General features: G+C 70.9%; 23 protein-coding genes. 9 read left to right on the top strand and 14 right to left on the bottom strand.

Going from position 1 to position 19656, the window contains the following annotated elements; translation table 11 throughout:
* From SSMG_RS15060 to SSMG_RS15045, 4 genes are all read right to left on the bottom strand, one after another.
* Complete coding sequence (locus SSMG_RS15060) at positions 1-873, bottom strand: cyclase family protein (protein WP_037713738.1); 873 nt, start codon at positions 871-873, stop codon at positions 1-3.
* Positions 874-915: 42 nt separating this feature from the next.
* Entirely contained in the window at positions 916-1644 is a 729-nt protein-coding gene (locus SSMG_RS15055) for an SDR family NAD(P)-dependent oxidoreductase (protein ID WP_050788191.1), read from the bottom strand.
* A 79-nt stretch (positions 1645-1723) separates the two neighbouring features.
* The gene (locus tag SSMG_RS15050; protein ID WP_009077153.1) at positions 1724-2464 is read right to left on the bottom strand and encodes a FadR/GntR family transcriptional regulator; all 741 of its coding nucleotides are present in this window, start codon (positions 2462-2464) and stop codon (positions 1724-1726) included.
* Positions 2465-2591: 127 nt separating this feature from the next.
* On the bottom strand, positions 2592-3233 hold the full coding sequence (locus tag SSMG_RS15045) for a TetR/AcrR family transcriptional regulator (protein WP_009077152.1): 642 nt from the start codon (positions 3231-3233) through the stop codon (positions 2592-2594).
* A 90-nt stretch (positions 3234-3323) separates the two neighbouring features.
* Here SSMG_RS15045 and SSMG_RS15040 point away from each other — a divergent pair, with 90 nt between their 5' ends.
* From SSMG_RS15040 to SSMG_RS15030, 3 genes are read left to right on the top strand one after another with little or no spacing between them, the layout of a single operon-like run.
* Positions 3324-4697, top strand: coding sequence for an NAD(P)/FAD-dependent oxidoreductase (locus tag SSMG_RS15040; protein WP_009077150.1), 1374 nt, complete (start codon positions 3324-3326; stop codon positions 4695-4697).
* Positions 4694-5575, top strand: a complete 882-nt coding sequence (locus SSMG_RS15035; RefSeq protein ID WP_009077148.1) for an alpha/beta hydrolase — start codon at positions 4694-4696, stop codon at positions 5573-5575. Before SSMG_RS15040 ends, SSMG_RS15035 begins: the two co-directional genes overlap by 4 nt.
* Positions 5572-6642: a trans-acting enoyl reductase family protein gene (locus SSMG_RS15030; protein WP_009077147.1), complete on the top strand. Its 1071-nt coding sequence runs from the start codon at positions 5572-5574 to the stop codon at positions 6640-6642. The genes SSMG_RS15035 and SSMG_RS15030 overlap by 4 nt, the downstream gene beginning before the upstream one ends.
* A 55-nt stretch (positions 6643-6697) precedes the next feature.
* Here SSMG_RS15030 and SSMG_RS15025 read toward each other — a convergent pair whose 3' ends face one another.
* The 8 genes from SSMG_RS15025 to SSMG_RS14990 form a co-directional block, all read right to left on the bottom strand.
* Entirely contained in the window at positions 6698-8995 is a 2298-nt protein-coding gene (locus SSMG_RS15025; RefSeq protein WP_009077145.1) for an FtsX-like permease family protein, read from the bottom strand.
* The gene (locus SSMG_RS15020) at positions 8992-9681 is read right to left on the bottom strand and encodes an ABC transporter ATP-binding protein (protein WP_009077143.1); all 690 of its coding nucleotides are present in this window, start codon (positions 9679-9681) and stop codon (positions 8992-8994) included. The genes SSMG_RS15025 and SSMG_RS15020 overlap by 4 nt, the downstream gene beginning before the upstream one ends.
* On the bottom strand, positions 9681-10202 hold the full coding sequence (locus SSMG_RS15015; RefSeq protein WP_009077141.1) for a PadR family transcriptional regulator: 522 nt from the start codon (positions 10200-10202) through the stop codon (positions 9681-9683). Before SSMG_RS15015 ends, SSMG_RS15020 begins: the two co-directional genes overlap by 1 nt.
* A 135-nt stretch (positions 10203-10337) precedes the next feature.
* Positions 10338-10988 (bottom strand): hypothetical protein, encoded by a 651-nt coding sequence (locus tag SSMG_RS15010; RefSeq protein WP_063631944.1) that lies wholly within the window; start codon positions 10986-10988, stop codon positions 10338-10340.
* A complete protein-coding gene (locus SSMG_RS15005) occupies positions 10976-12007 on the bottom strand; it encodes an LLM class flavin-dependent oxidoreductase (protein WP_009077137.1) in 1032 nt (343 codons plus the stop codon). Before SSMG_RS15005 ends, SSMG_RS15010 begins: the two co-directional genes overlap by 13 nt.
* A 2-nt stretch (positions 12008-12009) precedes the next feature.
* Positions 12010-12288, bottom strand: coding sequence for a TIGR04076 family protein (locus SSMG_RS15000; protein WP_009077135.1), 279 nt, complete (start codon positions 12286-12288; stop codon positions 12010-12012).
* Positions 12285-12551 (bottom strand): TIGR04076 family protein, encoded by a 267-nt coding sequence (locus tag SSMG_RS14995; protein WP_009077133.1) that lies wholly within the window; start codon positions 12549-12551, stop codon positions 12285-12287. The genes SSMG_RS15000 and SSMG_RS14995 overlap by 4 nt, the downstream gene beginning before the upstream one ends.
* On the bottom strand, positions 12548-13738 hold the full coding sequence (locus SSMG_RS14990; RefSeq protein WP_009077131.1) for an acyl-CoA dehydrogenase family protein: 1191 nt from the start codon (positions 13736-13738) through the stop codon (positions 12548-12550). The genes SSMG_RS14995 and SSMG_RS14990 overlap by 4 nt, the downstream gene beginning before the upstream one ends.
* Positions 13739-13823: 85 nt before the next feature.
* Here SSMG_RS14990 and SSMG_RS14985 point away from each other — a divergent pair, with 85 nt between their 5' ends.
* A complete protein-coding gene (locus tag SSMG_RS14985) occupies positions 13824-14666 on the top strand; it encodes a PaaX family transcriptional regulator C-terminal domain-containing protein (RefSeq protein WP_078560784.1) in 843 nt (280 codons plus the stop codon).
* On the opposite strand, the gene SSMG_RS14980 is transcribed toward SSMG_RS14985, so the two are convergent.
* Both SSMG_RS14980 and SSMG_RS14975 read right to left on the bottom strand, forming a co-directional pair.
* Positions 14624-15175: a flavin reductase family protein gene (locus SSMG_RS14980; protein WP_009077126.1), complete on the bottom strand. Its 552-nt coding sequence runs from the start codon at positions 15173-15175 to the stop codon at positions 14624-14626. The genes SSMG_RS14985 and SSMG_RS14980 overlap by 43 nt on opposite strands.
* Positions 15172-16506, bottom strand: a complete 1335-nt coding sequence (locus tag SSMG_RS14975) for an MFS transporter (protein ID WP_009077124.1) — start codon at positions 16504-16506, stop codon at positions 15172-15174. The genes SSMG_RS14980 and SSMG_RS14975 overlap by 4 nt, the downstream gene beginning before the upstream one ends.
* Positions 16507-16641: 135 nt before the next feature.
* Here SSMG_RS14975 and SSMG_RS14970 point away from each other — a divergent pair, with 135 nt between their 5' ends.
* From SSMG_RS14970 to SSMG_RS14950, 5 genes are all read left to right on the top strand, one after another.
* Positions 16642-16986: a hypothetical protein gene (locus SSMG_RS14970; RefSeq protein ID WP_009077122.1), complete on the top strand. Its 345-nt coding sequence runs from the start codon at positions 16642-16644 to the stop codon at positions 16984-16986.
* A gap of 34 nt (positions 16987-17020) precedes the next feature.
* Entirely contained in the window at positions 17021-18010 is a 990-nt protein-coding gene (locus tag SSMG_RS14965) for an AraC family transcriptional regulator (protein ID WP_037713735.1), read from the top strand.
* A 67-nt stretch (positions 18011-18077) separates the two neighbouring features.
* Positions 18078-18503, top strand: coding sequence for a nuclear transport factor 2 family protein (locus tag SSMG_RS14960; protein WP_037713734.1), 426 nt, complete (start codon positions 18078-18080; stop codon positions 18501-18503).
* Positions 18500-19237 carry an alpha/beta fold hydrolase gene (locus SSMG_RS14955; RefSeq protein WP_050788190.1) on the top strand — a complete coding sequence of 246 codons (738 nt, stop codon included), beginning with the start codon at positions 18500-18502 and terminating at the stop codon, positions 19235-19237. The genes SSMG_RS14960 and SSMG_RS14955 overlap by 4 nt, the downstream gene beginning before the upstream one ends.
* 143 nt (positions 19238-19380) lie before the next feature.
* A complete protein-coding gene (locus tag SSMG_RS14950) occupies positions 19381-19650 on the top strand; it encodes a DUF1918 domain-containing protein (RefSeq protein ID WP_009077115.1) in 270 nt (89 codons plus the stop codon).
* The last annotated feature ends 6 nt before the right edge of the window (positions 19651-19656 follow it).

Raw genomic sequence — 19656 nt, 5'->3', positions numbered from 1 at the left:
TCAGACGACCGCGATCGGGCGCAACGGCGAACCGGTCCCGCCGCGCAGCGTCAGCGGCAGCGCGACGAAGAGGAACGTGACGACGCCGTCCGCCGCCAGGTCCTCGCAGTTCACCCACTCCATGATGTGCACGCCGTGCCGCTGCAGCAAAAGCACGTGCACCGGCAGCGGATTGCCCGGCACCGGCGACGGCCGGACCTCGAACGACATGGTGTCCGCGCCGACGTACCGCACGCCCTTCGACACGAGCCATTCCGCCCCGTCCACGCCGACGCCGCTGCCCCCGCTCTCCTCGGCGATCCGCGTGGTGTCCGGCCAGAACTTCATCTGGCCGGTCCGCACGAGCACGATGTCCGATCCGGTGATCGTGACGCCGCCCGCTTCGGCTGCCTGCCGGAGATGGTCTTCCCCGACAGCGAAATGCGGTGGCAGGACGTCGAGCCCGAGCACTTTGGGGATGTCGAGCAGCACTCCGCGGCCGATGATCGGACCCAGTTCCGACGCGTCGCCGCGCAGCGCTCCGTAGTCGCCGAGCGCGCTGTTCGCGGAGATTCCGCCGTGCCACTCGTCCTCGCTGCCGCAGGTGACGTGGCACAGCGCGTCGATGTGCGTTCCGGTGTGCAGGCTGCCGGAGACCAGTTCGGACACATACCCGAATTCGACGTCGTTCGTGCCGGGCGAGTCGAACGGGAACCGGCCCTCGGCGCGCTGGCCCCGCGGGGAGTTGTAGGTGACGACTTCGAGCTGCGGGTTGCCCGCGAACGTCGGCATGTGCCGCCACCAACCGGTCGACAGGTCGTACACGGAGCCGGTCGCGGGCAGGCCGAGGCTGCGCACGAGGCCGGCGTCGGGCGGGGTGCTCCGGGAACTCATGAACACTTCCTTGTGTCCGAAGGGCAAGGGGCAGAAGAAAACTCAGACGGTCACCGACAGCCCGGCGTCCACCGGGACGACCGCGCCGGTGATCCCCGCCGCCAGCGGGGACGCCAGGAACAACACCGCCGCGGCGACCTCGGCGGGCTGCACGGCCCGCCCGCGCGGCGTCCGGCCCACCATGCGCCGGCCGGTCTCCGAAGGCAAGAACTCCTTCATCCGCGGCGTTTCGACCAGGCCGGGCGCGACCGCGTTCGCCCGCACGCCGAACGGCGCTTCGGCGGCGAGATACCGGGTGTAGCCGAGCACTCCGGCTTTCGCCGCGGAATACCAGCTCACGCCGCCGCCGATCACAGTTCCCGCGATGGACGCGACGTTCACGACGGATTCCGCCCGCTCCCGCACCCGGTCGAGCCAGGACGTGGTGACCAGTTCGACGAGCCCGAGCACGCCGACCACTCCGTCCGCGAACGGCCGCGGCCGCTGGCTCGACGGACCCGCATTGTTGACCAGCATGCCCGGCGTGCGCCAGGCCAGCGTGCGGTCGAGCGCCGCGGCGACCGAATCCGGATCGGCGGCGTCGGCCTCGACGGGCAGCACCTTTCCGCCGGATTCCTCGACGAGACCGGCCAATGCCGCCGGGTCGAGGTCCCACGCGGCGACCGCCGCCCCCGCCTCGACGGCCCCGAGCGCGACCGCCCGGCCGATCCCGCTCCCCGCGCCGGTGACCAGGACGCAGCTTCCGGCGTCATAACCCATCGTGGTCGGCATCAATACAGGATACTCTTTTGCCGGACCTGACACCAGATGCTGTGCCCAGGAGGAGAAAGAGTGTACTCTGCGAGAGGGATCAGGCTTCCGGGCGCAGCAACGCGGCGATGGCCTGCAGATGCCGGCGCATCCGGTGCTGGCCCAGCGGCGCGTCCCCGGCGACGAGGGCGGCCACGATCGCTTCGTGCGCCTCGTGCGATTCGCGGGCGGCGTCGCGGTGTTCGCCGCCGGAGTCTTCCGCGTCCCATTCCCGCTGCACGATGTCCTGATCGAGTTGCGCGAGGACTTCCACGAACAATGTGATCGCGGGGTTTCCGGCGAGTTCGGCGATAACGCGGTGGAGATTGCGCGCGTGCCCTCGGGTGAATCCCCGCTCGATGAGTTCGCGTTCGGATTCGAGTGCTTCTTTCAGCCGGACGATTCCCGATTCCGTGAGGTTTTCCGCGGCGAGCGCGATGCCCGCGACCTCGAGCGCGGTCCGGGCCTCCATCAGCTGCTGCCTGCTCACCTCCGCGTGCCGCAGGTACACCCGCGCCGCGTTGCGCACGACGCCCGGATCCGGTTCCGTCACCACGAGTCCGCCGCCGGGACCGCGCCGCATCGCCGCCATCTGCTGGTGCTCGACCAGCCGCACCGCCTCGCGGAAGACCGCCCGGCTGACCCCGTACCGCTCGATCAGCTCCGTTTCCGAGCCCAGCACCGATCCGACGCGCCAGCCCGCGTCGATGATGTCTTTTTCGATCTGCTCGGACACCTTTTCCGCCAGCCGCCGAGTGCCGCCTTTTTCGCCAGCCTGCGTGGCGTTCTGCTTGCTGGTCATCGGTCGACCCCTGTCGGTGCGATAGCGGCGGCGCGGTAAATCACGTGGCCGCGCCAGTCTATACCACTCGGGATTTCCGGCGGGGCCGCGCCGGACCGCATTTCCCGGACGGCTCGGTTCGCGTCGTTCAGCGGAGATACGGCCCCAGCAGCACCCCGGTCATCCGGCGCGCCGTCGCCGCCGCGTGCGCGGAATCGCCTTCGACCAGGCCGAGCAGCGGGTCCAGTCCCTCGACGTGCGGGGCCAGCGCCAGGTGCGGCAAGACGAGCAGCAGCAACGACAACACGATCTCGACGTCGGTGTCCGCGCGCAGCTGGCCCGCCGCCACCGCCCGCTCGATCAGCGGACGCAGCACCGCCAGGTAATGGCGGTTGACCGCCTCGCGCACCGGCGTGCGGGCGGTCGGATCCGGTTCGAGGTTGGCCGCCGCGGTCATCGCGCGCTCGAGCGGATGGTCGTAGAAATACCGCACCCACGCGTCGAGCAGCCGGTCGAGCGCACCCGCGAAGTCGTTGTCCCACGGGAGTTCCGCGATCTCGGCCTCCATGGCCGCGCGGATCCGCACGCTCGCCAGTTCGGCGAGGTGGACGTACATGTCGGCCTTGTCGGCGAAGTACTGGAACAGACTGCCCTTCGACACGCCGGCCTCGCGGCAGATCGTGTTGAGGCTGCCGCCGCTGAACCCACGCGCCGCGAACTCCGCCTCGGCCGCCGCCAGCACCGCCGCCCGCCGCTTCTCCGGCAGCCGTTCCCACGTTCCCGTCGGCACCGCCGACCTCCTCTTCTTGACTCTCCCCGCGCTCCGATCGTACTCTATGACCGCTGGTCATATGACCACTGGTCACAAGAAGGAGAACGCATGTCCGCGAACAGCTTCCGGGTCTGCGTCGTCGGCGCGGGCTCGTCCGGGATCGCCGCGGTGAAGGTGCTCGCCGAGCGCGGCGTCGAGGTGGACTGCTACGAACTGTCCGACCGGGTCGGCGGGAACTGGGTGTGGGGCAACCGCAACGGGGTGTCGGCCGCCTACCGGTCCCTGCACATCAACACCTCGCGGCACCGGATGGAATTCAGCGACTTCCCGATGCCGCGGAACCTGCCCGACTTCGCCCGGCACGACCAGATCGCCGACTATTTCGCCGCGTATACGGAGCACTTCGGGTTCGGCGACCGCATCCGGTTCGGCACCGGGGTCGCGCACGTCGAGCCGAAGCCGGACGGCAGCTTCGCCGTGACACTGTCCACAGGGGACACTGAACGGTACGACGCGGTGCTCGTCGCGAACGGCCACCATTGGGATCCGCGGATGCCGGAGCCGATGTTCCCCGGAGTCGAAGGATTCCGCGGCGAGGTCATGCATTCGCATTCCTACACCGAGGAAGAACAGCTGGCCGGACGGCGCGTCGTGGTGGTCGGCATGGGCAACTCCGCGATGGACATCGCCGTGGACGCCTCGTATCACGCCGCCGAAACGTATCTTTCCGCGCGGCGCGGGGTGCACGTCATCCCGAAATACGTGTGGGGCAGGCCGTACGACCAGATCGCCGGGAAGGAATGGCTGCCCTCGGCGCTGCGCTGGCCGCTCGCGCGCCGGTTGATGGCCGCCGCGACCGGGCCGATGACGCGGTACGGGCTGCCCGAACCGGACCACAAGTTCGCGCAAGCGCATCCGACGATGTCCAGCCGCGTTCTCGACCGGCTCGCGCACGGGGCGATCACGCCGGTGCCGAACATCGAGCGGTTCGACGGCGACGACGTCGTGTTCACCGACGGCCGCCGGGTCGCCGCGGACCTGGTGGTGTTCTGCACCGGGTACAAAATCAGCTTCCCGTTCTTCGACCGCGCTTTCCTCGATCCTTCCGGCGACAACGAGATCCGGTTGTACCGGCGGGTTTTCCACCCGAGCGTGCCCGGATTGTATTTCGTCGGGCTGGTGCAGCCGCTCGGCGCGATCATGCCGATCGCGGAACGGCAGGCGCTGCTGATCGCCGATCATCTGCAAGGCCGCTACCACCTGCCCGGCGCGGCCGAGATGGAACGCGAAATCGACCGGCACCGGCGACGGATCGCGCGGCGGTACGTCGCGTCCAAACGGCACACCATCCAGGTTGACTACGACGACTACATGCGCGACCTTCGGCTCGAACGCCGACGCGGGGCCCGCCGTCCGGCAGGCCGCACTCCCGCCGACCGTCCCGTCGCCAGCGCCGCCGCCCGAGAGGAGATCCCGGCATGAACGTGACTTTCCCGGTCGACGGCGACCGGTGCGCGGCCACGCTTTACCTGCCCGCCAACGAAAAACCGCCGATCATCGTGATGGCCCACGGCCTCGGCGCGGTCCGCGAGATGGGCCTCGCCGCGTATGCCGAGCGTTTCACCGCCGCCGGATACGCGTGTCTCGTTTTCGATTACCGGCATTTCGGCGACAGCGAAGGCACTCCGCGCCACCTGCTGTCCCCGCGGAAACAACTCGCCGACTGGACCGCCGCGCTCGCCTACGCCCGTACGCTCCCCCAGGTGGACGGCGAGCGCGTCGTCGCTTGGGGCACGTCCTTCGGCGGCGGGCACGTGCTCAGCACCGCGGCGAGCCGTCCGGCCGGGCTCGTCGCCGCGATCGCGCAATGCCCGTTCACCGACGGCATCTCCTCCGCGCTCGCCATGCACCCGGCCAGTTCGGTCAAGGCGACCTTCGCCGCGGTCCGGGACGTGGTCGGGCACCGGCTCGGACGGCCGCCGCACCTGATCGCCACGGCCGGCCCCGAGCGAGGCACCGCGCTGATGACCGCACCGGACGCGGAGCCGGGGTATCTCGCGCTGGTGCCGCCGGGCAGCGGTTTCCGCAACGAGGTGGCGGCCCGGGTGGTGTTCGACATCCTGCGGTACCGACCGGGTCGCGGGGCCGGCCGAATCGAGGTGCCGACGTTGTTCGCGGTGTGCGAGAAGGATTCCGTCGCTCCCTCCGGGCCGACGCTGCGGTACGCCGCCCGTGCGCCGCGCGGCGAGATCCGGACCTACCCGGACGGGCATTTCGCCATCTACCAGGGCGAGCCGTTCGAGCGAGTGATCGCGGACCAGCTCGATTTCCTCCGCAGGCACGTGCCGGTGCCGGCATGACCGGCCGTCTCGTGGTGTTCGGCGCGACCGGCTACACCGGCGGCCTGGTCACGGAATCGCTGGTACGGCACGGGGTGCGCCCGGTTCTGGCCGGACGGAACCGATCCGCGCTGGAGGCTCTGGCCGCGACGCACGGCGATCTGGAGACTGCGGTCGCGGATGTCCGCGACCCGGCGAGCCTCCGCTCGCTGGCCGGGCCCGGGGACGTGCTGATCGCGACAGTCGGCCCGTTCGAGCGGATCGGCCACGCGGCCGCCCAGGCCGCCGCCGACGCCGGAGCGCACTACCTCGACTCGACGGGCGAGGTCGGTTTCGTCCGTACTCTGCGTGCCCGGCACCACGAGCGAGCGACCGAAACCGGCGCGGCAATGGTCCCGGCCTTCGGGTACGACTACGTCCCCGGCATCCTCGCCGGCGCCCTGGCCGCGCAAGAAGCGGGCGAGGGCGTGCGCTCGCTGGAGATCGGCTACTTCGCCACCGGTCCGTTCGCCCGGGGTCTGAGCCAAGGCACCCGGGCGACCATGCGCGACGGGCTGACCCTGCCTTCGCTGCGCTGGCGAGGACGGCGCTTGGTCGAGGAGCGAACCGGCAGCCGGGTGCGTTCGTTCCCGGTTCGGGGCCGGTCGAAGGCGGCTTTTCTGGTCTCCGGCACGGAAGTGCTTTTCCTGCCGGGAATTTCCCGTCGCTGGACGAGGTCACTGTCTACAATGGATGGGTTCCCCGCGTTGAGCCGGGCGATGCCGGTGGTGTCCGCGCTCGCCTCGGTGGCCGGACCGGTGCTGCGCGCGCTGAGCGGACCGATGGCGGGCCCGCCCGGCGGACCGGACGCGGCCGCCCGCGCGAAAACCGGCGCACAAGTCGTCGCGATCGCCGATTCCCGGATCGAGGTACGGCTCGAGGGACCGAATGCGTACACGCTCACCGGGGACCTGCTGGCCTGGGCCGCGATCCGGCTGAGCGTGGACGGTCCGGCGACGCCGGGAGTGGTGGGTCCGGTCGACGCGTTCGGCCTGGAGCCGCTTCGGGACGGATGTGCGGAGCTGGGCCTGGTGCGGCAAGTGCCGTGAAGGGCTCCCCGAAGGAATCAGATTCCCTCAAGGAGCCCTTCACGGACCACTGGGCCTACTCCGACCGCAGCGTGTCCAGCCGGGTCACCTGGCGCAGCAGCGGCAGCGTCAACGCCGTCACCAGCAGCACCGCGGCCACCGCGGCGCCCGCCAGACCGGCCAGGACCGTGCCGTCCACCATCATCGGCAGCTTCGCCAGCCGCAGGATCGGCGCGGTCAGGCCCAGCCCGGCCCCGACCGCCAGCACGACCCCGACGACCACCGGAACCGCGGTCTGCCACAGCGATCCTCGGGCCAGCACCCCGATCGGCACGCCGGCCGCGGAGAGCGCGGCGAGCGGGCGGCGGCGTTCGCTGATCTGCTCGATCGACAGCATCAGCAGGCTCATCGCCGCCACCGCCAGCACGAACAGCGACGCGGTCAGCAGCACCGCGCGGAAGTTCTCGACCATCCGCTGGTCGCGGCCGGCGTAGTCGGACAGGTAGTCCGTCTTGCCGACCTCGGCCTTCCACGCCAGCGGACGCACCGCGGTCGCGACCCGGTCGATCAGCGATTCGACGCTTCCGGGGCCTGCCACGAACAGTTCGATGCGCTCCGTAGGCAGCTTGTGGTCGCCGAACGCGCCCGGCGTGACCAGCAGGCTGCTGGCCGCCGCCTTCGCGGTGTTGCTGGAAGGCACGACCCGGACGTGGTCCGGCACCGTCCACTGTGGACCGGGCACCGGCTTGCCGTCGCGGTAGCTGGTCAGCTGGTAGTCGCCCTTTGGCGCGGCCTGGGCCGACGAGCCCGCTACATAGAAGACGTCCCCGTCGGCGCAATCGCCGATGTCCGCCTGCGTCTTCAGCGCCACGCAGTCCCCGACCGTGCCGTAGACCTCCCGCTCGCCGGAGGTGAGCTGCAGGGATCTGGCGCTGTGCACGCCGGTCACCCCGGGCACGCCGGACAGCCGCTGGCGGACTTCCGCCTCGTGCGCGCTCGTCGTGTCCACCCGCACCGGCGCGGCCGCGACCCCGGCCGGCGTCTCGAACGACCGGGAGGTGCGGGCGGTCATCGACGTGAGCACGCCCTGGATCAGGATCGTCCCGGCCAGCACGACGACCAGCCCGGACACCACCCGGCTGGCGGTGCCGCTGTCGAGCTGCAGCCGGCGCACCGCGAGCTGCCACGACGGCGGGCCGCCCCGCAGCCGTTCCACGATCCGCTCCACCAGCCACGGCAGCAGCGCCGCCACGCCCATGAGCAGGAACACGCTGCCCGCCGCGAGCGCCAGCGCCGCGGCCTGGTCGCCGGATCCCGGGGCGAAGACGAGCGTGCCGAACAGGAACACCGCGCCGACGCCGGTGATCGTCCAGCGCCACCACATCCGCCGCCGAACCGGCTTGCCCTGCCGGACCACGCCGAGCGGTTCGACGATCGTCCGGCGCAGGCCGAACAGCGCCGAGCCGACCGCGAGGCCGGGCACGAGCAGCACGATCACCAGCAGCGCCACCCACGACGGCGTGAAATCGTCCGGGAACACGCGGAGGCCGAACGGGAGCCAGTCCCCGATGAACGGCCGCAGCGCGTAGAACAGCGCACCGCCGGCCACGAGCCCGAGCACCGCGCCCACCAGCGATTCCGCCGCCGCGACCCGTTTGATCTGCCGGGCGTCCACCCCGATCAGCCGCAGCGCGGCGAGCCGCCGTTCGCGTTGCGCCGCGCCCATCCGCGACGCGGTGGTCACGAAGATCAGCAACGGCAGCAGCAACACGGCGGCGATCGGCGCGACGACCATCCACATGATCGCCGACAGCGCGAACCCTTCGACGGGCTTGCCGTAGGCGTACACGCTGCTGGCGTTCTCGCCCTCGGCCTTGATCTCCGCGGCGGTCGACCCGTAGTACGCCGTCAGGTCGGCCGCGTCGCTGACGCCCTGCTCGGCGATCTGGCCGACGACAGTCCCCGGCAGCCCCGCCCGGAGCGACGCGCTCTGGGCCGAATTCAGCTTCTCCGCCAGCGCGGGCGACACGATCAGCTCGCCCGGCGCGGGCAGCCGGGAAAGGCCCGGCGGCACCGGCGAGTTCGGCCCGGTCGCCGCGACCGCGGTCAGCTGGAGGAAATCCTCGCCGACCGACGGGTACCAGCGGTAGGTCGCCAGCGGCGCGATCCCCTCCCGCGGCGTCGTGTCCTGCTTGATCGCCGCCGCCCGGTCCGCCCTGGCGTCCACCAGATGGCTCACCGAGGCGGCGGGCAGGAGCACGGCGACCGCGAGCGCGATCCCGAACGCGGTCATCGCGAGCCGCAGGAGCGCCGACCCGGACATCCGGCCGCCCCCGACGGCCAGCCGGAGTCCCAGCAGCAGATCCCGCGTCATGCGACCAGCTCCCGGTCGACCGTGCGCCCGTCCCGGACCACGATCTCGCGGTCGGAGTACGCCGCGACCCGCGGTTCGTGGGTCACCAGCACCACCGCGGCGTGCGTTTCCCGCGCCGCCTGGGTGAGCATCTGCATGACCTTCTCGCCGTTGAGCGAGTCGAGCGCGCCGGTCGGCTCGTCGGCGAAGACGACCTTCGGTCCGGTCACCAGCGCCCGCGCCACCGCGACCCGCTGCGCCTGCCCGCCGGACACGTCGCCCGGACGCCGCTTCGCCAGGTTGTCGACCTCCAGCCGGGCGAGCCATTCCTTCGCCTTCGCCTCGGCCGGCCGCCGCTTCGCCCCGGTCAGCCGCAGCGGGAGCGCGACGTTCTCCAGGCAGGTCAGCTCGGGCACGAGCTGGCCGAACTGGAACACGAAGCCGAATTCGGTGCGCCGCAACGCGCTCCGGCCCTTGTCGTCCATCGCGACGAGGTCCTGGCCGCCGTAGCGGATGGTCCCCGAATCCGGCCGGACGATCCCAGCGAGACAGTGCAGCAGCGTCGATTTCCCCGAACCCGACGCGCCCATGATCGCGAGCACTTCCCCCGCCGAAACCGCGAGCGCCGCCCCGTCGAGCGCCCGCGTCTGGCCGAACGATTTGTGCAGTCCGCTGCCCGCGAGCAACGCGGTTCCCGGCCTGGTCATCAGCGCACCGCCGTCTCGAGTTCGCCGAGCCGGGCCGCGGTGAGCTCGAGCCACCGCAAATCCGCCTCGAGGTGGAAGAGCGCGTGGTCGCAGATCAGCTGATCGGCGAGGTCGCCCTCGTACTTGCGTTTCGTGAGCGAGCGCATCGCCTTGAGGTGCTCGCCGCGCTGGACGTCGAGCACGTCGGTGGCGTCGCGTCCGGACAGCAGTGCCAGGACCACCTTCGTGTACAGCGTGTTCTGCAGATACGGCTCCGGGTTTTCCGGAGTGCTCAGCCACTTCTCGACGTCGGTGATCCCGGCGTCGGTGATCGTGTAGCGCTTCCGCTCCGGCCCTTCGCCGCTCTCGACCCCCGCGACCTCGACCATGCCGTTGCGCAGCAGGCGCGACAGCGTCGAGTAGACCTGGCCGTACGCGAGCGGGCGGTCCTGCCCGAACTGCTCGTCGTACGCCCGTTTCAGGTCGTACCCGTGCCTCGGACCCGACTCGAGCAACCCGAGCAAGGTGTGTGAAACCGACATTCCCCTGTTCCTCCCTTGACCCCGGAATCCCGAGGGTGAAGATCACTATACAACAGAGGTATACGCACCGTGTATACCTCCATAGAGTAGTGCTTCTCCGCAGGTCAGCGAGGCAATGCGGTTAGCGTCCGACGGTCACCGCGAAGCTGGTGCGAGCCAGCGGATCTGGTCTAGCGCGTCCCACACCGGCAGCCCGGTGGCGGCACGCAAGGCGGCGCTGTACGGCGGGAGGTTGGCGCATTCGACGACGAGCGCGCCGACCTCTGGGCTTGCCGCGTGAACGCACTCGCAGATCTCCCGTTCCGCGAGCTGCGGGTCGATGGCGAGGCCCTCGCGCAGCGCCGGGACGAAATGCCGCGCGCCGGAGAGGTCCAGCACTTCGACACGCTCCGGCGCGATCCCCGCCGCGGCAAGCCTCCCGGGGGTGAGGAGGTCGGCGAGCACCGTGACCACACCGATCTTCCGCGGCGCGATGGTCTCCAGCAATCCAGGGACCTGCAGCAACGGCGATACCGCCACCGGAACGTCGAAGCGCGCGGCCAGTTCGGGTTGGAGAGTGGTCAGCAGGCCGCAGGTAGTGGTGAGGACCGTCGCGCCGCGCTCGACCAGCGTTTGCCCGGCCTGTTCCAGGGAGGACAGCATGTCCCGCTCGCGGCCGTCGAAGACCTGTTGCATCGACGTGCCTGCTGCGGTCTCGAACAGGACCGGTTCCGAGTAGGTCTCCGGGCAGCCGACGTCGCCGCGGACCCGTGCTCGGCGGCCGCCGATCGCGATCACTCCGAGCAAGAGCCGAACTCCGCACGCAGCACCGGCAAGACCTCCTTGCCCAGCAGCGCCACCGCGGCCAGTGCGTCCGGGCCCATCGGCGGGCCGAACGACAAATGCCGCGCGCCGGCTTCGGCCAGCGTCCCGCACTGCTCGATCACCTCCGCCACTCCACCGGCGACCCCCAGGGTGAGCATCGTCGAGGACGTGCGCACGGTGTGGATCGCAGCGTCTTCGTCGCCGTCGAGCACCAGTTGCTGGGTACGCGCGAATTCCTCCGGATCGAGGCCATTCGCGACCAGTGCGTCAGTGCTCAGCGAGCCGCTGTAGTGCGCGATGTGCCGGGCGAGCAGGTGCCGTGCCGCGTCCGCGTCGGTGTCGATCGAGCACCACAGGCACGCGGCGACATCGAGATCCGCCACCAACCGTCCCGCCTTTGCCGCGCCAGTGCCGATTTGCTCCATCGCGCGGTACACCTGCCTCGGCGGCAGGCAGAGCGGCAGCGCGCCGTCGGCGTACCGGCCGGTCATCTCCAGCATGCGCGGACCCATCGCGCCGACGTAGATCGGCACCGGCCGCGGCTGCTGGATCCGGGCTTGCTCCGCCCAATAGTCCCCGGCCCCCGGCACGCCGGCCGGGCTGCGGCCGTGCGTCAGCTCCCGGATCGCGACGATCGCCTCCCGCGTGCGCACCACGGGTTTCGCCGGTTTCAGCCCGCCCCAGCTCAGGAACAGGTCCGAGCCCGCGCCGAGACCGAGCAGGAACCGGTCGCCGGACATCTCCTGGAACCCGCTCGCCAGCTGCGCGATCTGCGCGGGGTGGAGCGACACCGGGTCCAGCACGCCGGCGCCGACCGCGATCCGGCTGGTCCCCAGCAGCATCGACGCGAGCCCGGCGATGCCCGGCGGGCCGAAAATGTCGTTGCCCGCCCAGACCTGGTCGAATCCGGCCTCCTCGGCGTTGACCGCCGCCGCGGTCAGCCCGCGCGTGCCGTGGCCCGCCGCGCCGACCCGCACGCTCAATACGAGGTCACGTCCCATGTTCACGATCCTTTCTCCGGCAGCGCGCGCACCCGCAGCACCAAGTTCTCCGGCGGATCCGGACAAGCCACGAGCGGTTCGCGCGCCAGCCACGCGTCGAGGGATTCCGCACCGTCCCGCCCGGCGAGCGCGGACGCGACCGCGGCGATCGCGAACATGCAGAACCCGCGTCCTTCCGGCAGCGAGACGCCGCGGTCGCCGAGGTCGAAGCTGTCCCCGACGGCCAGGTCGCACGCCGAGTAGTTCATCGATTCGACCGTGCACCGCAAGCGCGCGGTCACGGCCCGACCCGATCGAGGCGCAACAGGACGTCGTCGGCCGGGTCCGGACAGCACACGAACGGCTTGCGCTCCAGCCAATCCCCCGGCGGCCGTTCGTCCATTTTGGACATCACGAGCGGAACCGCCGCCAGCATCGCCTGCAGGCAGAACGGCTTGCCGGAAGGGATCCGCAGCACCGGCCCGGTCACCTCGAACGCGTCGCCCGCCGCCAGGCCGCAACGCGGCGAACCGCCCTCCTCGACCACGACCCGGACCGTCGTCACGACGCCGCCCCCAGCAATTCCTCGGCATACCCGGCCCAGTGGAATTTCTTCGCGCCGAAGTGCGCGAGCGCGCCCCACGCGTCGCGGATGACCCGTTCCAGCGGATCGGACTGGTAGATGTAGCGGGAACCGTAGAGGTCGGCGCACAGGTCGAGGACCCGCCGCAGGGTCTCGCCGGCCTGGCTGTTCGCGACCCGCAGCCGCGCTTCCTCGACCGGATCCAGCACGCGGCCCGGCGTGAAGATCGCCTCGTCGGCGCGCCGGGCGACCTCCTCGATGCCGCGGTACACGAGGTCCGTTTCGGTCGCCGCCTGCCCGAGCTGCTGCTTCGTCGCGGTGTCCAGTTTGGACACGTCGCCGCGGCAGCGCGCGCGGACGGCGTCCAGGGTCAGCTCGACCACGTGCTGCGCCAGTCCCAGGCACACTCCGGTGAGCGGGAAGAACAGCAGCCCTACGTGTTTGTTGAGCGGATCCGCGTCCGGGTTAGGCGGCGCTTCGCGGTCGAAAACATGCGTCTGCGGAACGAAAACCGGCTCGGCGATCTCGTAAGAACCGCTGCCGGAACCGCGGATTCCCAGCGCCTGCCAGTTCCCGGTGTGCCGGACCGCGGCGCGCGGAAGCCAGACGCCCAGCAGGAGCTGGCGGCCGTCGGCGCGCCGCACGGGTTCGCCGTCGCGGTAGACGAGGCAGCCGCCGACGACGTGTTCGGCGGTCGGGGTGCCGCTCCCCCAGTCCCAGCGCCCGCTGACCAGGTAGCCGCCGTCGACGACCTCCGCGCGGCCGGGCGGGTGGAACGAGCCGCCGGTCGGCAGGTCCCGCGTCGGGTACAGCTCGTCGTACGCGGCCTGTCCCAGCCGTCCGGCGTAGTAGCCCGAGGCGTTGAGGACCGCGACGTTCCAGCCCGCACCCGCGTCGTGGCGCGCGATTTCCGTGACGACCGCGAGCTGGTCCGCAAGCGGCATTTCGAGCCCGCCGCGGCTCGCCGGGAAGCCCATCTGGAACAGGCCCGCGGCGCGGAACGCACGCATCAGCGCGTCGGAAAGCCGGGCTTCGGATTCGCAGCGGTCCGCTTCGGCGCGGACCAGCGGGCCCAGCGCGACGGCGTTGGCCCGCACCGCCGCGCTCGACAACGGGGCCTGCCAGTCGTTCCCCCGGACCTCGCCGGGCGTTGCGTAGGTCGACGTCATAGCCGGTATTCTTCATCGCACCGGAGCGCACTGTCAACTATCTGGGACCGGCCGGGCGTCGCGGCGGCTGGGCTATGCTGGCGGCTTGCGCACCTCGACCGACGATCCGCTGTTCGACCCGAAACCGCAGGGCCTGCTCTTCAGCATGTTCGGCGCCTACCTGCAGCCGAGGACGGCGCCGATGTGGTCCGGCGGGCTCGTCGTGCTGCTCGAAAAGTTCGGCGTCACCACCGCGACCGGCCGGATCACGCTCAACCGGATGGTGCACCGCGGGCTCGCCGAACGGCACCGCCGCGGCCGCGCGATCTCCTACACGCTCAGCCCGCGCGCGCTGCACCTGCTCGAGGACGGCGACAACCGGCTCGCCACCCTCGCCGCGGTCGACGACACGCCCAAGACCTGGACCGTGGTGTGGCACAACCTCGGCGACAACCGCAAGGCCGACCGGTCGAATTTCGTCAAACAGCTGCGGTTCCACGGGTTCGGGCAGTTGCAGGAAGCCGTGTGGGCCTCGCCGAAGGACTATCTGCGCGAGGTGAAGGACTACGCGAAACTGCTCGGCATCTCCGACGAGGTCGCGATTTTCCAGTGCCGCCTGGACGAGGAGACGGTGCCCGCCGCGCTGCTGAGCCATCTCTGGCAACTCGACGACCTCGCCGGACACTACGAACGGTTCGCCGGGCGCTACGCCGCTCTCGCCAGCGAGCCCGAGGCGACGCCGGAGGAAGCGTTCCTCGCGTGCACCACGATGCTGCACACGTTCCGCTCCTTCGCGAACCTCGACCCGGAGCTCCCTCCTCTGTGGACACCGCACGCCGGAGCGCGCGCGAAAGCCCTCACGGTCTACCGCGAAGCCCTCGACGCACTCCGGCCGCGCGCGGCCGCCTATTTCACCGAGGCCGTCGACCCCGCCTCCGCGACTCCCTGACCAGGCAGCACCCGGTACTGTCCATTGTAGAACAACAACGGGTCCCGCTCGGCCAGTTTGGTCGCCACCACGCAGCCGATCACGATCACGTGGTCGCCCTTCACCAGGGTCGAGTCCACTCGGCACAGCAGCCCGGCCGGAGCGTCCCGAATCACCGGCAACCCGTGCGCGACTTCGAAGGCTTCGTCGTCCACAGTGGGCTGAGAACGCGCCAGCCGCTCGGAATGCCGCCGGTGGTCGTCAGCCAGCACGCACACGCTGAAGAATCCTCGCCGCTCGATCGCGGCGCAGGTCCGCGAGCCGACCTTCAGGCAGACCAGGATCAGCGGCGGGGCAAGGGAAACCGAGGTGAACGAGTTCACCACCGCGGCGAACGTCCGGTCCTCGTCCGCGGTGGCCACGACCGTCACGCCGGTCGCGAATCCGCGCATCACCGCGCGCAGGCTGCCCGGATCCACCGGATCGGTCTCGCGCGCCACCACGCTGGCGCCCAGCCGGTTCGCCGTCATCGCCGCTCCCCTTCCGTCTCGAATTCCTTTGCGCTGCCCCGCAGCAGCAGCGTGCAGACCGCGAGGATGCCCGCCAGCAGCACGCCGAACAGCGGCACCGACCACGCCGCCTGCCCGGAGACGTCGAAGAGGAACACCGCCGCCGCGGGGGCGAATCCGCTGATCGCCGCGCCGGTTTGGTACGCGAGCGAAACGCCGCTGTAGCGGACTTTCGTCGGAAACAGACTCGCGAAATAGACTGGCGTGGGCCCGGTGATGAGCGCGTTGATCACCCCAGCGACGGCGAATGCCGCGAAGAACGCGATCTGGCTGTGTCCCGCGATCACGCCGAAGAGCACGAAGTTGAACACCGCGGTCAGCACCGCGCCGAGCACCACCGCCTTGTGCGCGCCGATCCGGTCGGCGAGCGCACCGGCGAAGAGCACCGCCGCGGCGACCGCCGCCACGAGCACGACCTGCCCGACCAGCGCCTGCGAACCGGACCAGCCGTTGTCCTTGCTGTAGGTGATCGCGAACGTGAGCAGGATGTAGATGAGGCCGTTCGTGCCGACGCTCAGGCCGGTCGCCAGCAGCAGCGCACGCGGATGTTCGCGGAACAGCACCCGCAACGGGGTCCGGTCGGCCTTTTCGGTCCCGCCTTCCGAGACGAAATCCTTGGTGTCGCGGGTGCGTGCCAAGGCGAGGATGCCGATCAGCGTGACGATTCCGCCCGCCAGGAACGGGATTCGCCAGCCCCAGCTGAGCAGCGTGCTCTCCGGCATCGCCGCCGATACGACCGTGAACGCGCCGATCGCGAGCAGCGCGCCGAAGCTCTGGCCCATGCCGGAGTAGCTGCCGAACACGCCGCGTTTGCCCGCCGGCGCGTTCTCCACGCCGTAGACGATCGCGCCGCCGCTTTCGCCGCCGGTCGCCAGTCCCTGCACCAGTCGCAGCACCACCAGGAGAACGGGAGCCCACCAGCCGATTTGGCGGTAGCCGGGCAGCAGGCCGACGAGCGTGGTCGCCGTGCCCATCGCGACCAGCGAGGCGAGCAGCACCGGACGGCGGCCGTAACGGTCGCCGAAATGCCCGGAAAGGATCCCGCCGAGCGGCCGCGCGACGAAACCGACGCCGAAGCTCGCGAGCGCGAGCAGCGTGGCCGTCAACGGATTCGCCACCGGGAAGAACACCGGGCCGAACATGATCGACGCGGCGATGCCGAACAGCATGAAATCGTAGTATTCGAGGGCCGTCGCGCCCGCCGCCACGAGGAACGCGGAGTTGCCCCTCCCGCGTTCGGTCGCCGCGTTTTTCCTTGGGTCGATGGTGATTTCGCGAGAGTTGTCCGCCACCCCGCACCTCCTGTGCGCCCGGTCGTCTTCGCCGACGTGGTGTGGTGGGCGGCGGCCGAAACCGCACTGCCCGGGTAGCGCGGTAATCTACATCACAGCCTACTGCGATGTCTATTAACCGCGTACGGTACCGGCATGGCAGACGATCCCGCGTCCCGTTTCTTCGCCGAGCGGTTCCGCCCCGCCGGAGTCCGGCTGGGCTTGCTGCTGCTGTCCGAATGCGACCCGGCCGCCGCGGAAGCCGCCGCCGGGACCCTGGCCGCGCACGGCCTGCGCCCGGCCCGGCGGCTCGCGAAACTCCGCCCTCGCCTTGGTCTTCCCGCCGTGACCACGCGGGAGCTGGTCGGGTTCCTGGACCGGTACGGGCACGAGTACTGCGCGGCCTGGTTACCGGTCGCGACCGCGGACGGGCAGGCTCTCGACCAGGTCGCGATCGAGCAGGCCGGGCGGGCGTGCGGCTGTGCTGTCGGCTGGTACTAGCGCGCTTCGCCCGCAACCGACGTACGCTCCCCGGATGAACCGTGTCGCCGGGATCGCCGAGCTCGTGCGGATGCGCGGGCAACGGATCGTGAGCGCCGCCGACGACGTCGACCAGGTCGTCGGCGCGTGCAGTTCCGCACTGCGCCCGCATACGTTGCGGGTCCGCGACCGGTTGTCCGCGCGGCTCGACCACCTCGCCGCCGGTTCGGTTTCGGTGAACCGGCTGCGGTACGGCGCGGCCGTGCGCATCTCGGAACTGGCGCCCGAACAGGACGAGTTCCTGCTTTCGCTGCCGGTGGCCGGCCGGGCACGGTTCGCCTACGGCACCGCGAGCGCGGTGCTGCGACCGGGGACGGCGTCGGTGGTGAGCCCGTACCGCGCGTTCCAGCTCGATTTCGACGACGAGTTCGAGCAGGTCGTGCTCCGCCTCGACCGGCCGCTGGTCGAGCGGACCGCGGCGCTGCTCGCCGGGCGGCCCGGTCCGGTCGCGGTGCAGTTCGACCTTCGGGCGGACACCGTCTCCCCCGGCGTGCTGGCGCTGGTCGAAGCGGCGATCCACCTGTCCGCCGAGGGTGCGCGGCCCGGTCATCTCGAGGCGCTGCTGGCCGAGACGCTGCTGCTCGGCCACCCGAACACCCTCAGCGAAACCCTTGCCGCCGACGGGAAACCACCGTCTTCAGCACGCGTGCGGCGCGCGATGGACTACCTGCGGGCACATCTGGCGGAGTCGTTTTCGATGGCCGAAGTGGCGCGGCACTGCGGGGTGTCGCTGCGCAGCCTGCAGATCGGCTTCCGCCGCGAAACCGGCCGGACTCTCAGCGAATGGCTCCGCGAACAGCGTCTCGACCGGGCCCGCGCGCTGCTCGCCGCCGCGGATCCCGCCAGCACCACGGTGACCGCGACCGCGATCGCTTGCGGCTTCGTGCATCTCGGCGATTTCGCCGCCCAGTTCAAACGACGGTTCGGCGAATCGCCGTCGGCGGTGCTGCGCGAAACCGACGACGGCGGTTCGCGCAGGCGATAGTCCCGGCGCGGCGGGCTGCGCAGACTCTGCGCAACGCAAGTCCGCACCGGCAAAGGAGATCGCCGTCATGCCACTATCCACTGAGGACAAGCTCGCGATCGTCGAGCTTTCGAACGCCCAGATGCGCGCCCTCGACAACCACGACGTCGACGGGTGGCTCGACGCCTGGGTCCCGGACGGGCAGTTCATTTCCACCTACGGCACCTTTGCCGGCCGCGCCGAACGCGCCGAGTTCATCAAGGGCCACATCGCCGCGGGCAAGGAGGACGGTGCCCGCCACCTGCTGACCAACTACGTCGTCACCGGCGACGCCGACCGCGCCGCCGTCGCCTGCCTGGTCGCCAAACTGCAGGTCGACGCGCCGCCGTTCGTCATCGCCACCGGGGTCTACCAGGACGTGGTGGTCCGCACCGCCGACGGCTGGCGTTTCGAATCCCGCCGCCTGGACATCGACCGCGGCGTCTTCGCCCGCGCCGAGGCGGCCGCCCGATGACGGACCTGGCCGCCGAACGGTGGGGAGAATCCGGCCCGCCGATCGTCATGGTCCACGGCAGCCTGAGTTCGGCCGCCGCCGCGTTCGGCGAGCAGAAGGCGCTCGCCGACCGGTTCCGGATCGTCGCGCCGTACCGCCGGGGCTACCAGCCGAGCCCGCCGACCAGCCGGATCGACCCGGACCGCGACGCCGCCGACGTAGCCGAACTCCTCTGCGACGGCGCGCATCTGCTCGGCACGTCGATGGGCGGGGTGGTGGCGATGCGGGCCGCCGCGCTCGCGCCGGACAAGGTCTGGTCGCTCACCGTGGTCGAGCCGCCTGCCCTGCCGAACGGCTCCGGCCGTCCCGCCGCCGACCGGCTCGCTGCTGCCCTCCGCGACTACTGGGCGGATGCCGGGGACAGCGACCCGGCGACGTTCGTGGCCGGGTTCCTGCGGGTGCTGAACGTCGACCTGCCGCTGCCGTCGCCGCTTTCGCCGCCGTTGCGGGAGGCCGCCCGCAACCTGAGGACGGAACGGCCGTGGGAAACGGGAGTCCCGGCGGAGGCGCTGGCCCGCACGTCGTTCCCGAAGCTGGTGGTGACCGGAGGCGGTACTCCGGGATTCGAGGACGTCGCCGACGCGCTGGCGGAAACGCTGTCCGCCAAGCGGGTGCTGTTCCCCGGCAGTCCGCACGCCGTGCAGCGGATCGGGCAGCGGTTCAACGACGAGTTCCTGGCTCATCTGGGCGGCTGAGGCGAGGGAGGGCCTGCGCGGCCCTCCCTCGCTCCCCCGAACCTGAAAGCCGTCGCCCGCACCTGATCGGACGACCCCGAGGTTTCGCGTCCGGCGCGGCGAGGTATCGCGTCGGACGAGGAGCATCCGCAAGAGGAGGAACCATGCACGCACAGCGCGGAGACTGGCTGGTCGTGAAGGGAATCCACGTGGACGTGCCGGAGCACCGGGGCCGCATCGTGGCCGTGGGCTCGCCGGACGGCGCCCCGCCGTTCACGGTCCGCTGGCTCGGAGCGGACCACGATTCGACGGTCTTCCCGGGCCCGGACGCGATCGTGCTGACCGACGACGAACTGGCCGCCCAGGACCAGCAGGCCCGGGAACGGGTCGAGGGGCTGGGAGCGTTGCAGCACCATCTCCCGACTGACGCGTAACAGTCA

Source organism: Streptomyces sp. AA4 (genome assembly GCF_000158875.1).
GTDB lineage: Bacteria > Actinomycetota > Actinomycetes > Mycobacteriales > Pseudonocardiaceae > Amycolatopsis.
Note: the sequence above shows the minus strand (reverse complement) of the source record. Positions and strands in the feature narration are given on the sequence as shown.

Coding starts and splice junctions, on each gene's coding strand:
- SSMG_RS15060 (WP_037713738.1), bottom strand. CDS start 873: ATGAGTTCCCGGAGCACCCCGCCCGACGCCGGCCTCGTGCGCAGCCTC.
- SSMG_RS15055 (WP_050788191.1), bottom strand. CDS start 1,644: ATGCCGACCACGATGGGTTATGACGCCGGAAGCTGCGTCCTGGTCACC.
- SSMG_RS15050 (WP_009077153.1), bottom strand. CDS start 2,464: ATGACCAGCAAGCAGAACGCCACGCAGGCTGGCGAAAAAGGCGGCACT.
- SSMG_RS15040 (WP_009077150.1), top strand. CDS start 3,324: ATGTCCGCGAACAGCTTCCGGGTCTGCGTCGTCGGCGCGGGCTCGTCC.
- SSMG_RS15035 (WP_009077148.1), top strand. CDS start 4,694: ATGAACGTGACTTTCCCGGTCGACGGCGACCGGTGCGCGGCCACGCTT.
- SSMG_RS15030 (WP_009077147.1), top strand. CDS start 5,572: ATGACCGGCCGTCTCGTGGTGTTCGGCGCGACCGGCTACACCGGCGGC.
- SSMG_RS15025 (WP_009077145.1), bottom strand. CDS start 8,995: ATGACGCGGGATCTGCTGCTGGGACTCCGGCTGGCCGTCGGGGGCGGC.
- SSMG_RS15020 (WP_009077143.1), bottom strand. CDS start 9,681: ATGACCAGGCCGGGAACCGCGTTGCTCGCGGGCAGCGGACTGCACAAA.
- SSMG_RS15015 (WP_009077141.1), bottom strand. CDS start 10,202: ATGTCGGTTTCACACACCTTGCTCGGGTTGCTCGAGTCGGGTCCGAGG.
- SSMG_RS15005 (WP_009077137.1), bottom strand. CDS start 12,007: ATGGGACGTGACCTCGTATTGAGCGTGCGGGTCGGCGCGGCGGGCCAC.
- SSMG_RS14990 (WP_009077131.1), bottom strand. CDS start 13,738: ATGACGTCGACCTACGCAACGCCCGGCGAGGTCCGGGGGAACGACTGG.
- SSMG_RS14980 (WP_009077126.1), bottom strand. CDS start 15,175: ATGACGGCGAACCGGCTGGGCGCCAGCGTGGTGGCGCGCGAGACCGAT.
- SSMG_RS14970 (WP_009077122.1), top strand. CDS start 16,642: ATGGCAGACGATCCCGCGTCCCGTTTCTTCGCCGAGCGGTTCCGCCCC.
- SSMG_RS14965 (WP_037713735.1), top strand. CDS start 17,021: ATGAACCGTGTCGCCGGGATCGCCGAGCTCGTGCGGATGCGCGGGCAA.
- SSMG_RS14960 (WP_037713734.1), top strand. CDS start 18,078: ATGCCACTATCCACTGAGGACAAGCTCGCGATCGTCGAGCTTTCGAAC.
- SSMG_RS14955 (WP_050788190.1), top strand. CDS start 18,500: ATGACGGACCTGGCCGCCGAACGGTGGGGAGAATCCGGCCCGCCGATC.
- SSMG_RS14950 (WP_009077115.1), top strand. CDS start 19,381: ATGCACGCACAGCGCGGAGACTGGCTGGTCGTGAAGGGAATCCACGTG.